Annotated in this window: 11 protein-coding genes; 3 read left to right on the forward strand and 8 right to left on the reverse strand. The window is 62.5% G+C overall.

Annotated features, from left to right (window positions below; translation table 11 throughout):
• Window positions 1-63: 63 nt before the first annotated feature.
• From rhaM to ABFY71_RS08385, 6 genes are all read right to left on the reverse strand, one after another.
• On the reverse strand, window positions 64-396 hold the full coding sequence (gene rhaM, locus ABFY71_RS08360; RefSeq protein ID WP_347945552.1) for an L-rhamnose mutarotase: 333 nt from the start codon (window positions 394-396) through the stop codon (window positions 64-66).
• Window positions 393-1,388: an ABC transporter permease gene (locus ABFY71_RS08365; RefSeq protein WP_347945553.1), complete on the reverse strand. Its 996-nt coding sequence runs from the start codon at window positions 1,386-1,388 to the stop codon at window positions 393-395. The genes rhaM and ABFY71_RS08365 overlap by 4 nt, the downstream gene beginning before the upstream one ends.
• Before the next feature lie 187 nt (window positions 1,389-1,575).
• Window positions 1,576-2,556: an ABC transporter permease gene (locus ABFY71_RS08370; protein ID WP_347945554.1), complete on the reverse strand. Its 981-nt coding sequence runs from the start codon at window positions 2,554-2,556 to the stop codon at window positions 1,576-1,578.
• Window positions 2,553-4,058, reverse strand: a complete 1,506-nt coding sequence (locus tag ABFY71_RS08375; RefSeq protein WP_347945555.1) for a sugar ABC transporter ATP-binding protein — start codon at window positions 4,056-4,058, stop codon at window positions 2,553-2,555. The genes ABFY71_RS08370 and ABFY71_RS08375 overlap by 4 nt, the downstream gene beginning before the upstream one ends.
• Window positions 4,059-4,263: 205 nt before the next feature.
• Window positions 4,264-5,250, reverse strand: a complete 987-nt coding sequence (rhaS, locus tag ABFY71_RS08380; RefSeq protein WP_305578049.1) for a rhamnose ABC transporter substrate-binding protein — start codon at window positions 5,248-5,250, stop codon at window positions 4,264-4,266.
• 37 nt (window positions 5,251-5,287) lie between these two features.
• A complete protein-coding gene (locus ABFY71_RS08385; protein WP_347945556.1) occupies window positions 5,288-6,094 on the reverse strand; it encodes a DeoR/GlpR family DNA-binding transcription regulator in 807 nt (268 codons plus the stop codon).
• Window positions 6,095-6,278: 184 nt separating this feature from the next.
• Here ABFY71_RS08385 and ABFY71_RS08390 point away from each other — a divergent pair, with 184 nt between their 5' ends.
• Window positions 6,279-8,378: a bifunctional rhamnulose-1-phosphate aldolase/short-chain dehydrogenase gene (locus tag ABFY71_RS08390; protein ID WP_347945557.1), complete on the forward strand. Its 2,100-nt coding sequence runs from the start codon at window positions 6,279-6,281 to the stop codon at window positions 8,376-8,378.
• Window positions 8,379-8,547: 169 nt separating this feature from the next.
• Window positions 8,548-9,837: an L-rhamnose catabolism isomerase gene (gene rhaI, locus ABFY71_RS08395; protein ID WP_347945558.1), complete on the forward strand. Its 1,290-nt coding sequence runs from the start codon at window positions 8,548-8,550 to the stop codon at window positions 9,835-9,837.
• Between the two features lie 131 nt (window positions 9,838-9,968).
• On the opposite strand, the gene ABFY71_RS08400 is transcribed toward rhaI, so the two are convergent.
• Window positions 9,969-11,465 carry a CoA-acylating methylmalonate-semialdehyde dehydrogenase gene (locus tag ABFY71_RS08400; RefSeq protein WP_347945559.1) on the reverse strand — a complete coding sequence of 499 codons (1,497 nt, stop codon included), beginning with the start codon at window positions 11,463-11,465 and terminating at the stop codon, window positions 9,969-9,971.
• A gap of 259 nt (window positions 11,466-11,724) precedes the next feature.
• On the opposite strand from ABFY71_RS08400, the gene ABFY71_RS08405 reads away from it, so the two are divergent.
• The gene (locus ABFY71_RS08405; RefSeq protein WP_347945560.1) at window positions 11,725-12,600 is read left to right on the forward strand and encodes a LysR family transcriptional regulator; all 876 of its coding nucleotides are present in this window, start codon (window positions 11,725-11,727) and stop codon (window positions 12,598-12,600) included.
• Here ABFY71_RS08405 and ABFY71_RS08410 read toward each other — a convergent pair.
• Window positions 12,597-13,496 (reverse strand): LysR substrate-binding domain-containing protein, encoded by a 900-nt coding sequence (locus tag ABFY71_RS08410; RefSeq protein ID WP_347945561.1) that lies wholly within the window; start codon window positions 13,494-13,496, stop codon window positions 12,597-12,599. The genes ABFY71_RS08405 and ABFY71_RS08410 overlap by 4 nt on opposite strands.
• Window positions 13,497-13,566 lie beyond the last annotated feature (70 nt).

Here is a 13,566-nt window from a genome sequence, read left to right on the forward strand (position 1 = left end):
GCCGACAGGCTAGTGCAAAACCGGCTGGTTGGCATGCCCCAAATAATCAACCTAGCGTGCGGCTCATTTCATCCAGAACATCGGCACCAGATCAGTCGAGATGGGTTCATGCTGATCATTGGTGGCCATCACATCGGCCATGTGCGCCCACCAGCGCTGCATGATGGCGGTGTTGGGCAGGTCGGCCATGGTGTGATCCGTGCGGCGCCAGAGCACGCCGAACAGGATATTGGTCTCGGGGTCGAGATGGATGGAATAATCCTTCACCCCCGCCGCGTGCAGCAGCTCGACCAGTTCGGGAAAGATCTCGTCATGGCGCTTGCGGTATTCGGCTGCCATGCCCGGATTGAGCTGCATCTTGAAGGCGTGCTTTTCATAGTCGCCATTGATGATCATGCGCGCTGCCGCCACATGCGGAACAGAATGGGCAGCGCAATGACGACAATCAGCAGGCTGCCGGTAAAGATCGACATGACAATGCCCGGCACGTTGAGCAGGCCCAGACCAAAGGTCACCAGACCCATGATCAGGGCGGCCAGCACCACGCCGATGATAGAACCGGCACCGCCCAGAATGGAGACCCCGCCGAGCACCACCATGGTGATGGCTTCGAGTTCCCAGCCTTCGGCAATCGAGGGACGCGTGGAACCCAGCCGGGCCGTCAGCAGTACGGCGGCCATGCCACTCATCAGCCCGGTCAGGCAGAACAGGATAAACTTGATCTTGTCGACGCGGACGCCGGAGAACCGGGCGGCGACGTCATTATTGCCGATGGCGAAGACGCGACGACCGAAATTAGTGCGGTGCAGCAGCACCCAATAGATGATGGCGCAGACTGCAAACAAGACCAGCTCGAACGAGATCACCCAGCCCACATAGCCCTGCCCCAACCAGGCAAAGCTGGCCGGATAGCCCTTGAAGCTCTGGTCACCCAGGATGATGAAGCTGATGCCGCGAAACAGGCTCATCGTGCCGATGGTCACCACGATCGATGGCAGCTTGAGCCTGGTCACCAGAAAGCCGTTGAAGGCGCCGCAGGCAATGCCGGCGCCCAAACCAACGGCGACCAGTACCGGCGTATCGGCACCATATTGCAGGGCCAGCCCCATCAGCGTCGACGCCAGCGAAATGATGGCGGCAACCGACAGATCGATCTCACCGGAAATGATCAGCAAGGCCATGGCCAGGGCGATCAGCGCCTTCTCGGTGAAGTTGAAGGTGAGGTCGGAGAGGCTCCAGGCATTGAGGAAGTAAGGCGAGGCGAACGAATTGACGATGAAGATCGCCACGGCCACGAGAACCAGCAGGCTCTCCCAGCTCAGCACGGCCGATTTCAGCGGATTGTCTAGGCGATCAGGGAGCTGGCGGTGCAGGGATGTGTCAGTCATTGGCCGTCTCCGCAAGGATTGGCGGAACCGCCAAATGAACTCGGGCTCTCATCCCCCCTCCCAACCTCCCCCGCAAGGGGGGAGGTGCGGGCCGGCGATGGTGGCACGAGGCAGCCAAAAGCTGGATGCAGTACCTCCCCCCTTGCGGGGGAGGTTAGGAGGGGGGACGGTTGGGCAAGATAGTGGGTCATGATCCCGCCTCCGCCTTCTTCAAAATCACTCGCCCCTTGCTGGCTTCGCCGCGGGCGTTGAGGACGACGGCGAGCAGGATTGCGGCGCCTGAAATGGCCATCTGCCAAAAGGGGCTGATATTGATCACCGGCAGGGCATTGTTGATCACGCCCAGGAAAATCGCGCCCAGCAGCACGCCCGGCACGCTGCCAATGCCACCGGCAATCGACACGCCACCGATCACACAGGCGGCAATGATGGTCAGCTCATAGCCGCTGGCCACTTCGGTGGAAGCAATCACATAGCGCGAGATCCACAGATAGCCGCAGAATCCGGCAACGGCGCCGGCGATGGTGAACGCCAGGAACTTGGTCTTGCCCACATCGATGCCGGTATAGACCGAAGCTGTCGGGTTGACGCCAATGGCATAGAGCGAGCGGCCCAGCGGGGTGCGGGTCATCAAAATGTAGAACAGGGCTGCGGTCACGATGGCAAACCAGCTCAGCACCGGCAGGCCCAGGAAGACGCCGCGCTGCAGCGCGATGAAATCGGGGCTCATCTGCGCGGCATTGACCCAGGCGCCGCCCGAGATGACGAACACCAGGCCGCGGAAAATGGTCAGCGTACCCAGGGTCACGACGATGGGCGGGATATTGAGTTTCCAGACCAGCACGCCATTGAAGGCGCCAAGGCCAGCGCCGATGACGAGGCTGAGGGCCATCAATACCGGGATCGGAACGCCCGGGAAGGCCGCATTGAGCATGGCCACGACCATGCCGGTCAGCGCCAGATTGGCTGCCATGGACAGGTCGATGGAGCGCGTCAGAATGACCGCCATCTGGCCCAGCGCCAGCATCATCAGGATCGAGGAGTCGTTGAAAATGGTCAGCAGATTGCCCGGCTGGGAAAAGCGCGAGAAACGCATGGTAACCAGCACGACCACCAGCAGGATGGCCAGCGCGAGCCAGATTTCACGGTGTTTCAAGACGCGGTTCATGCTGCCTGCTCCGCAAGGATACCGGCCGCCAGACGCACCAGCGTCTCGGGCTTGAGGTCCCTGTTTTCAATGGTGTCGACCATGCGGCCCTCGCGCATCACCACGATGCGGTCGCTCATGCCCAGCACCTCGGGCAGTTCGGACGAGACCATGATGACGCTGAGCCCCTGGGCGACCAGTTCGGCCATGAACTCATGCACGGCCGCCTTGGAGCCGATATCGATGCCCTTGGTGGGTTCATCAAGGATGATCACCCTGGGTTCGGTCGCCAGCCATTTGGCGATCACCACCTTCTGCTGATTGCCGCCCGACAGGGTCGAGACGTTCTGGCTGAGCGAGGCGGCGCGCAGGTCAAGCCGCTCGGTATAGGTGCGCGTCAGCGCGAACTCTTCGGCCAGACGCAGGAATCCAGACTTGCTGGTCTTGCCCAGCGAGGGGAGCGAGACATTCTTGAAAATCGGCTCGCCGGTAATGACGCCCTGCTTGCCGCGCTCCTCGGGCACATAGACGATGCCGGCCTCGACCGCGTCCGCCGGCGATTTCGGCGCAATGGTCTGGCCATTGAGCACCAGCGTGCCGGACGATGGCTGGGTCATGCCGAACACGGCCTGCATGACCTCACTCCGACCCGCGCCCACCAGGCCGTAAAAGCCCAGGATTTCGCCCTGGCGCACCGAGAAGGAAATATCGTCGAACTCGGTGGGATGGCTCAGCCCGCGGGCCTCGAGCACAACCTCGCCAATTTCGGCCTGCCGCGCGGGAAAGATGCCTTCAACCGGGCGCCCGACCATCAGTTGGACGATCTCGCCCTGGCTGGTCTCGCTGATCATCCCCTTGCCGACCTGCTCGCCATCGCGGAACACGGTGAAGCGGTCGGCGATGCGGTAGATTTCATCGAATTTGTGGCTGATGAACAGGATCGCCTTGCCGTCTTCCTTCAGCAGTTCGATGAGCACATAGAGCTCCTCGATTTCCTTCTGGCTGAGGGCGGCGGTCGGCTCATCCATGATGACCACGCGGGCATCAATCGAGAGCGCCCGCGCCACGGCCACCAGGTGCTTCTTGGCGATGCCGAGTTCCTTGAGCTTGATGTCCGGGTCGATGCCGGCGGCCATGGAATCCAGCGTCTCGCGGGCCTCATTGCGCATGGTGCGCCAGTCGATCAGTCCGAACCGGTTGGTCGGTGCGTGACCGAGATAGATATTTTCGGCCACCGTCATCTCGTCGAACAGCACGGTTTCCTGATGGATGGCGGTGATGCCGACGGCCGACGCGGAGTGTGCGGTGGGCAGGGTGACGACCTGGCCGCCAACGCGGATTTCGCCGGCGTCGGGCTGATAGATGCCCGTCAGGGTTTTGACCAATGTCGACTTGCCCGCGCCGTTCTCGCCGATCAGCGCGGTGACCTGCCCGGCATAAAGCTCCAGCGACACGTCATTGAGCGCCCGCACGCCGGGAAAACTCTTGGAAATGCCGGTCAGGGTGAGAATGGGGTCGGTCATAAATCTAGTGTTCCGCTTGCCGGGATTGTGCAGTCGACACCCTCCCCCTTGCGGGGAGGGTCAGGGAGGGGGTGGGGTAGCCTCGATATCGGGGCTCTCGCACCCCTCCCAACCTCCCCCGTCAAGGGGGAGGTGCCGTGCGGTGGATGGGACAGATCACGACCTGACCAGGAATTCGATCGTCCCCGGCCGGGGCCAATCCCGCCTAGTAGATCTTGGAGAATTCTTCGATGTTGGACTTGTCGAAGGTGAAGGGGGCAGCCATGGCGCCCGAGCTGGTATCATCCAGCGTCAGTTCGCCCATGCGGCCCATCGAGAGCGTTGCGCCGGGAGCGGCTTCAGCACCTTCAACCAGATCATTGGCCAGCATGACGGCCGAGTAGCCCAGATCGATCGGGTTCCACAGCGCCACGGCCTGGCTCGCGCCATTGTCGATGAACTGCTTGAACTCGCTGGGCAGGGCCAGGCCGGTCACGTTGATCTTGCCGATCAGGTTCTGATCGGTCACGACCTGCGCCGCCGCCACGACACCAACGGTGGTGGGGGCAATGATGGCCTTGAGTTCAGGATATGAGGCGATCAGGCCCTTGGCTTCGTCGGTCGACTTGACCGAGTCATCATCGCCATAGACGACGGCCACCAGGTTGATATTGGCGAACTTCTCGGGCAGCGCCGCCTTGGCAGCGTCGATCCAGGCGTTCTGGTTGGTTGCGGTAGAGGCAGCCGACAGGATGGCCACATCGCCGCCTTCTGGCAGGTAATCGGCAGCCAGCTTGATGATGGTCTCACCAATCAGGTTGGTTTCCGAGGGGTTCAGGTGCAGCTGGCGGCCTTCTGGCGCGACGCCGGAATCCCAGCTGATCACCTTGATGCCGCGTTCCATGGCCTTCTGCAGGGCAGGCACCAGCGCGTCGGGATCGTTGGCCGAGATGGCGATGGCGTCAACCTGCTGCGCGATCAGCGAGTTGATGACTTCGATCTGGGCTTCGGCAGTGGCAGCGGTCGGGCCGGTATAGATGACTTCAACGTCACCGAGTTCGGCGGCGGCTTCCTGGGCACCCTTGTTGGCGGCATCAAAGAAGCCATTGCCAAGCGATTTGACGACCAGCGCGATGCGGGTCTGGGCAAAGGCCGGGCCGGCGAGCAGGGCAGCAATGGCAGTGGTCGCTGCCAGGATTTTCAAGAGTTTCATCGAGTATTCCCTCCCTGGGATGGTCTTGTGATTGATCTCAGGCGACGCTGGCTTGCCGGTCGGCCTGAGCAGTCGTTTCCGCCACGATCAGCCGCACGCCTGCCGTTTCCAGCATTTGTCGGTCTTCGTCGCGGATACCGGCGTCGGTAACGACGGCGGCTATTCGGTCGAGGCCACACAGGATGAGGCTCGATCTGCCCGAAAACTTGGATGAGTCCGCCAGCACGATGAGTTCATCGGCCTGCCCGATCAGGCCGAGCTCGGACTGGACGACCATGGGATCGGCCTCCATCAATCCGTGCGCGCCGATACCCTGGCAGCCAATGAACATGCGTTTGGCGTAAAAATGGGAGGCCACCACGCCGCCGAATGGCGAGAGGATGACATTCTGCTCGCGATAGACCGTGCCGCCGGGAATGACGACCGAATTGCGCGAGTTGTGAATGAGATATTCGGCAATGGCGAAGCTGTTGGTGAACACCGACAGCCGACGCGAGGTCAGGTGATGGACCATCTGGTAGGTGGTCGTGCCGCCATTGATAATGATCGGCTCGCCATCATTGCACAGCTCGGACGCGGCCCGGGCGATGGCACGCTTCTGCTCGATATGGAGGGTTTGGTTGACCGAGAAGGGCCGCCCCATCAGCGCGCTTTGTTCGGGTGGGTTGATCGCCTCGGCGCCACCGCGCACGCGCCGTACATCGCCCCGCAGATCAAGCGCGGCAATATCGCGGCGAATAGTGGCCTCGGACGATCCGGTGACCTCACAGATATCAGCCACCGTCACGACGGAACGCGTCTGGACAGCTGCTATGATCACTCTGTGGCGCTCTGTTTCGTGCAAGGCTGCTATCTCCCTGACGCAGTTCTTCCCATCGATTTCAATCACTGTCAATCATCAAGCCGTCAACTTCGAAAAATACCGGGCAATCATGCTTGGTAATGATCGTTTCTGATTGACAGGCCTGAGTGATCGTGGCCATGTCCGCTCAACCCTTGATAACCGCTTACCCTCTGGGAGGAGTCTCATGTCCACTTCCGCGCCCAAGCGCCTCGCCAACCTCTGGGACGACGCCAAGGCCGCTGCAATGAGCGAGCCCGAACGCCTGGTTTACCGCTCCAATCTGCTGGGCAGCGACAAGCGCGTCACCAATTATGGTGGCGGCAACACCTCCTCCAAGATCATGCAAAAAGACCCGCTGACCGGCGAAACCGTCGAAGTGCTGTGGGTCAAGGGCTCAGGCGGCGACAGTGCCTCGATCAAGCTCGATGGTTTCTCGACGCTCTATATGGACAAGCTGCGGGCGCTGAAGGGTCTGTATCGCGGCGTCGAATTTGAAGACGAGATGGTGGGCTATTTGCCCCACGCCACCTTCAATCTGAACCCGCGCGCCGCCTCGATCGACACGCCGCTGCATGCCTATGTGAACCACCCCTATGTGGACCATATGCACCCCGACGCGATCATCGCCATCGCGGCCAGCAAGAACTCCAGGGAACTGACCCGGCAGATCTTTGGCGATACCATTGGCTGGCTGCCGTGGAAGAAGCCCGGCTTTGAGCTGGGCCTGTGGCTGGGCAAGTTCTGCGAAGAGAACCCCGAAGCCAAGGGCGTCGTCCTGGAGTCGCATGGCCTGTTCACCTGGGGCGATACGCCAAAGGAATGCTACGAGACCACCATTGCCATCATCAATCAGGCCATTGCCTGGTTCGAGACAGAGACCGAGGGCAAGACCATTTTCGGCGGCGAAGCGGTTGCTGCGCTGCCTGCAGAACAGCGCCGCGCCATTGCCGCCAAGCTGATGCCGAAAATTCGCGGCCTGATCTCGGAAGACAGCCACAAGCTGGGCCATTTCGATGACAGTGCGGCTGTGCTCGAATTCGTCAACTCCAAGGATTTGCGGCCGCTGGCTGCGCTGGGCACCTCCTGCCCCGATCATTTCCTGCGCACCAAGATCCGCCCGCTGGTGATCGAGTTTGATCCCGCCAATCCGGACGTCGATGCCGTGGTTGCCAAGATCCCGGAAGACATTGCCGCCTACCGCGTCGACTACCAGGCCTATTACGACCGCTGCAAACACGACAATTCGCCTGCCGTACGCGATCCCAATGCGGTGGTTTATCTGATGCCGGGCGTCGGCATGTTGACCTTCGCCAAGGACAAGGCGACGGCCCGCATTTCGGGCGAGTTCTATGTCAACGCCATCAATGTGATGCGCGGCGCCTCCACCGTCTCCACCTATGTCGGCCTGCCCGAGCAGGAAGCCTTCGATATCGAATACTGGCTGCTCGAAGAGGCCAAGCTCGCCCGCATGCCGAAGCCAAAAGCGCTGGCCGGCAAGATTGCTTTGGTCACCGGCGGCGCTGGCGGCATCGGCAAGGCCACCGCGGTCCGGCTGCTGCGTGAAGGCGCCTGCGTGGTGCTCGCCGATATCGACGAGACGGCTTTGGCCAATGCCACCGAAGAGCTCTCGGGCGTTTTCGGCAAGGACTTCGTCCGCCCGGTCATCGTCAATGTCACCAGAGAAGAGGCCGTCATTGCCGGCTTCGCCCATGCGGTGGTCGAATTCGGTGGCCTTGATATTCTGGTCTCCAATGCGGGCCTGGCTTCTTCGGCTCCGATCGAGGAAACCACGCTGGAGTTGTGGAACAAGAACATGGATATCCTGTCCACGGGCTATTTCCTGGTCTCCCGCGAAGCCTTCCGCCTGTTCCGGGCCCAGAAGATCGGCGGCAATGTCGTCTTCGTTGCGTCCAAGAATGGCCTGGCCGCCTCGCCCAATGCCAGCGCCTATTGCACTGCCAAGGCCGCCGAGATCCATCTGGCACGGTGCCTGGCGCTGGAAGGCGCCGGCGAGCAGATCCGCGTCAATGTGGTCAATCCGGACGCCGTGCTGCGCGGCTCCAAGATCTGGGCCGGCGAATGGCTCGAACAGCGCGCCTCGACCTACAAGACCGACAAGGATGGGCTGGAGGAAATGTACCGCGAGCGTTCGCTGCTCAAGCGCTCGGTGTTCCCCGAGGATATCGCCGAAGCGATCTATTTCTTCGCCTCGGACGCGTCAGCCAAGTCCACGGGCAACATCATCAATGTCGACGCGGGCAATGCCCAGTCGTTTACGCGGTAAGAAAGAGAGGAAGGGACCCCTCACCCGTCTCGGCCTGCGGCCGATCCACCCGCTCCCTCAAGGGGAGAGGGGTGACCCGGCGAATGGCCGGGCTCGGTGCCCCCTTCTCCCCTTGAGGGAGAAGGTGCCCGAAGGGCGGATGAGGGGTCCCTTTCCTGGGAGCCACACCATGACCGAACACATCATCGACCCATCCGTCGTCGAGGCTGAAAATGCGCGGCGTTCGACTGATCTGCGCAACGACTATGACAGCCTCGGTGAACGCCTCGACCGGCGCGGCATTGCCATTGACGCCATCAAGGCCAAGGTCGCTGGCTTCAATGTCGCGGTTCCGTCCTGGGGCGTGGGTACGGGCGGCACCCGCTTTGCCCGTTTCCCTGGCCCGGGCGAGCCGCGCGATATTTTTGACAAGATCGACGACTGCGCCGTGATCTCCCAACTGACGCAGGCGACCAATACCGTCTCGCTGCATATTCCGTGGGACAAGGCCGACGCCAACCGGCTCAAGCAGGCTGCCTCACGCTTCGGGCTCGGCTTTGACGCGATGAATTCCAACACCTTTGCCGATGCCAAGGGCCAGTTGCAGTCCTACAAATTCGGTTCGCTCAGCCATGCCGACCAAGGCACGCGCCAGCAGGCCATCGAGCACAATCTGGAGTGCATCGAGATTGGCCAGACGCTGGGGTCCAAGGCCCTGACCGTCTGGGTCGGGGATGGCTCGAACTTTCCCGGTCAGGTCAATTTCGCCGATCAGTTCGGTCGTTATCTGGATTCGATGAAAGCGATCTATGCCGGTCTGCCGGACGACTGGCGCATCTACACCGAACACAAGATGTATGAGCCGGCGTTTTACTCAACGGTGGTGCAGGACTGGGGCACCAATTACCTGATCGCCAAGGAACTGGGCGACAAGGCCTATTGCCTGGTCGATCTCGGCCATCATGCGCCCAACGTCAATATCGAGATGATCGTGTCGCGGCTGGCCCAGTTCGGCAAGCTGGGTGGCTTCCACCTCAACGATTCCAAATATGGCGACGATGATCTTGATGCCGGCTCGATCGACCCCTACCGGCTGTTCCTGGTGTTCAACGAACTGGTCGACATCGAAGGCAAAGATGCCGATTTCCATCCCGCCCACATGCTGGACCAGAGCCACAATGTCACCGACCCGATCGAGTCGCTGATGCTGTCGGCCGCCGACGTGCAGCGCGCCTATGTCCAGGCCCTGCTGGTGGATCGCAAGGGGCTTGCCGCTGCCCAGAGCAGCAATGACGCGCTGGCAGCTACCGAAGCACTGCGCCAGGCCTATCGCACCGATGTCGAACCCATTCTGGCCATGGCCCGCTTCGACAATGGCGGCGCCATCGATCTGCTCAGCACCTATCGCGCCTCGGGCTATCGCGCCAAGGTCGCCGCCGTGCGCCCGGCCATCGAAGCGGGATCAAGCGGCATCGTCTAGGTTTTCCAACGCTCCTCCCAGCGACGGAACAGGGCCCGGTGAGCGATCACCGGGCCTTTCTGCTTCTTGTGACATTGCGCATTTCGGTGGCTTCCTTCTCCCTCAAGGGGAGAAGGCAAGCACAGGCATCCCTACTTCATGGTCGGGAACTGAAATTCGGCGCCGTCCTTGATGCCGCTGGGCCAACGGGCGGTCACGGTCTTGGTCCGGGTCCAGAACTTGATCGAGTCGGTGCCATACTGGTTGAGGTCGCCAAAGGCGCTGGCCTTCCAGCCGCCGAAGCTGTGATAGGCCACCGGCACCGGGACGGGAACATTGATCCCCACCATGCCGACATTGACCCGCGCGGCAAAATCGCGCGCCGTGTCGCCGTCGCGGGTGAAGATCGCAGTGCCATTGCCATAGGGATTGTCCATGGTCAGCTTGAGCGCGTCCTCATAGGTCCTGGCGCGGACCACGCTGAGCACCGGCCCGAAGATCTCTTCCTTATAGATGTCCATCTCGGCGGTGACATTGTCGAACAGGCTCGGCCCAACAAAATAGCCCTTCTCATAGCCCTGCAGGGTCAAGCCACGACCATCAACGACCAGGGTCGCGCCCTGGGCAATGCCGCTCTCGACCAGGGCGGCGATGCGATCCTTGGAGGCCTGGGTGATGACCGGGCCCATCTCGCTGGCCAGATCGGTCGCCGGGCCAATCTTGAGCTTGTCGATGCGCGGCTTGAGCGCAGCGATGATCTTGTCGGCGGTTTCCTCGCCCACCGGCACGGCCACCGAGACGGCCATGCAGCGCTCGCCGGCGGCGCCATAGCCCGCGCCGATCAGCGCGTCGGCAGCCTTTTCCATATCGGCGTCGGGCATGATGATCATGTGGTTCTTGGCGCCGCCAAAGGCCTGCACGCGCTTGCCGTGGGCGGCCGCAGTTGCATAGACGTAGCGGGCAATCGGGGTGGAGCCGACAAAGCTGACGGCGCCGATCTGGTCGTGCTGCAGAATGCCGTCGACCACTGACTTGCCGCCATGAACGACATTGAGAATGCCCCTGGGCAGGCCGGCCTCGATCGCCAGCTGCGCCAGCCTGACCGGCACGGACGGGTCGCGCTCGGAGGGCTTGAGAATAAAGGCATTGCCCGCGGCGATGGCCGGCGAGAGCATCCAGAGCGGGATCATCGCCGGGAAGTTGAACGGGGTGATGCCCGCGCCGATGCCGACTGGCTGGCGCATGGAATACATGTCGATCCCCGGCCCGGCCCCGTCGGTGAACTCGCCCTTGAGCAAATGCGGCGCACCGGCCGCAAATTCGGACACTTCCAGACCGCGCAGGATATCGCCCCTGGCATCGTCCACAGTCTTGCCGTGCTCGGCGCTGAGCAGTTCGGCCAGTTCCTGCATGTCGCGATTGATCAGCGCCACAAAGTTGAAGAAGACGCGGGCCCGGCGCTGCGGGTTGGTGGCAGCCCATTGGGGTTGCGCGGCAGCGGCCGAGGCGACTGCGGCATCGAGATCGGCCTGGGTGGCCAGGACGACGCGAGCCTGCACCTCGCCCGTCGCCGGATTGAACACATCCTGGAATTCGGCGCTGTTGCCGGTGGTTTCGACGCCGTCGATGAAATGGCCGATGGTGCGCATAACAGTCTCCCTTGCTTGATCAAGGGTATGGCGCTACGCTTTGCGCATCGCAACGCGATAGATTTCGTATCTGTTGTGCAAATTTTGATGCTCAATAGACGCGATCACTCAGTCGACACCCTCCCCCTTGCGGGGAGGGATCAAGGGTGGGGGGCGGTTGGCCCGCATATCGGGGCGCTCAGCACCCCCTCCCAACCTCCCCCGTCAAGGGGAGGTGCCGCTCCACTCTTGGTCAAAAATCGGGACAGAAAGTACCGCCATGAACTGGGACGATGTGCGTATCTTTCTGGCCGTGGCCCGTAGCGGGCAGATCCTGGGCGCGGCGCGCAGCCTGGGGCTCAACCACGCCACTGTCGCCCGCCGGCTGACGGCGCTGGAGCAGGCTCTCGGCAGCCGGCTCTTTACGCGCAAGACCAATGGCTCGGAATTGTCCGGCGAAGGCGAGCGCTTTCTGGTCCATGCCGAGCGCATGGAAAGCGCCATGCTGGCCGCCAGCGAGTCGGCAGGCGCCGACAGCATCATTGACGGCACGGTGCGCGTGGGGGCGCCTGACGGGTTCGGCGTGGCCTTTCTGGCGCCCCGGCTGGGCGAACTGACCGAACGCCACAAGGGGCTGCGGATCGAGCTGGTCCCGATTTCCCGCGCCTTCTCCCTCTCGCGCCGCGAAGCCGACATTGCCGTCACGCTGGAGCGACCGCGCGAGGGACGGCTGGTGGCACGCAAGCTGACCGACTATCGGCTCGGGCTCTATGCCGCGCAAAGCTATCTCAGTGCGCGGGGTACACCGGCAGATCTGCCCGCCTTGGCCGACCACCAGCTGATTGGCTATGTGGACGATCTGATCTTTACCGCCTCGCTCGACTACACTGCCGAATTTTTCAAGGGCTGGCGCTCCTCGCTCGCCATATCCTCGGCCATGGGACAGACCGAGGCGGTGCGGGCTGGCGCCGGCATTGGCATCCTCCACGCCTTCATGGCGCAGCGTGATCCTGATCTGGTGGCGGTCCTGCCCGCGCACACGCTGACCCGCAGCTACTGGACCGTGGTGCACGAGGATTTGCGATCCATCCGCCGGGTGGCGCTGGTGGCCGAATTTCTTGCCGAGATCGTGGACCGCGAGAGGGCGATCTTCTAGCTCTGCTCCAAAGCCCGCAATGGCGCCGTGGCGTCAATTATCCAGTCGCGGAAGGCCTTGATCCTAGTCCAGTTGCGGCGGCTTTCGGGATAGACGAAATAGTAGTGATGCCCGACCCAGCCGACCAGGTCGAAGGGCCGGGCCAGCAGCCCGGCCGCCACTTCCTCTGCGTAGAACAGTGGCGTCAGCATGGCCACGCCGCTGCCGGCAATGGTGGCGCGGGATTCCAGATATTGCGAACCGAGGCCGATAAAGGGCTTCTGCACCGCCGCTGCGGCCGGCACGCCGGCCATTTCCAGCCAGGCGGGCAGCCAGGGGTCTTCGGGAGAGATCTGTGGCACGCGCAGCAGGTCGGCCGGCTCGCGGATGTCATAGCGCTCGATCAGGCTGGGCTTGAGCATGGGGGCGAACTCCACCTTGGCCAGCGGATGGCCGATCAGCCCCGGCGGGATATGGCCGGTGGCCCGGATGCCGGCGTCGAACTCCTCCTGGGTGAAGTCGACCAGCACATTGCTGGTATCGATCTTGACCGCAATATCGGGGTGGCCGAGCTGGAACTGGCCGATCTGACTGGCGAGCCAGCCGGTGGCAAAGGTATTGGTCACCGTCAGCGACAGCATGCCCTCGGCCCGCTCGCCGGTCTCGGCAAAGCTGGCGCGCAGCAGGTCAAAGGCCCGGCTGACCTCGGGCGCCAGCCGGGCGCCGACCTCGCTCAGCGCAATCTGGCGCGGGCGGCGCAGGAACAGCGGCGTGCCGACACGCTCCTCGAGAATGCGGATCTGGTAGCTCACGGCAGCTTGGGTCATGCCCAGTTCGGCGGCGGCCCTGGTAAAGCTCAGATGCCGGGCCACGGCCTCGAAGGCGCGTACCGCAGTCAGCGGCGGCAGTGCGCTCATGGATCAAATCTCCTTATGCCTACCTCCTGAGCTTTAGTTGGAAAGCCCCCGTTTTTCCAGCCATTTTGTG

This window comes from Devosia alba (assembly GCF_039938915.1).
Lineage (GTDB): Bacteria > Pseudomonadota > Alphaproteobacteria > Rhizobiales > Devosiaceae > Devosia > Devosia alba.

Bases quoted from the DNA above. Each gene is read 5' to 3' on its own strand.
- ABFY71_RS08390 (WP_347945557.1), top strand. From the start codon at position 6,279: ATGTCCACTTCCGCGCCCAAGCGCCTCGCCAACCTCTGGGACGACGCC.
- rhaS (WP_305578049.1), bottom strand. From the start codon at position 5,250: ATGAAACTCTTGAAAATCCTGGCAGCGACCACTGCCATTGCTGCCCTG.
- ABFY71_RS08400 (WP_347945559.1), bottom strand. From the start codon at position 11,465: ATGCGCACCATCGGCCATTTCATCGACGGCGTCGAAACCACCGGCAAC.
- ABFY71_RS08370 (WP_347945554.1), bottom strand. From the start codon at position 2,556: ATGAACCGCGTCTTGAAACACCGTGAAATCTGGCTCGCGCTGGCCATC.
- ABFY71_RS08375 (WP_347945555.1), bottom strand. From the start codon at position 4,058: ATGACCGACCCCATTCTCACCCTGACCGGCATTTCCAAGAGTTTTCCC.
- ABFY71_RS08410 (WP_347945561.1), bottom strand. From the start codon at position 13,496: ATGAGCGCACTGCCGCCGCTGACTGCGGTACGCGCCTTCGAGGCCGTG.
- ABFY71_RS08405 (WP_347945560.1), top strand. From the start codon at position 11,725: ATGAACTGGGACGATGTGCGTATCTTTCTGGCCGTGGCCCGTAGCGGG.
- rhaI (WP_347945558.1), top strand. From the start codon at position 8,548: ATGACCGAACACATCATCGACCCATCCGTCGTCGAGGCTGAAAATGCG.
- rhaM (WP_347945552.1), bottom strand. From the start codon at position 396: ATGATCATCAATGGCGACTATGAAAAGCACGCCTTCAAGATGCAGCTC.
- ABFY71_RS08365 (WP_347945553.1), bottom strand. From the start codon at position 1,388: ATGACTGACACATCCCTGCACCGCCAGCTCCCTGATCGCCTAGACAAT.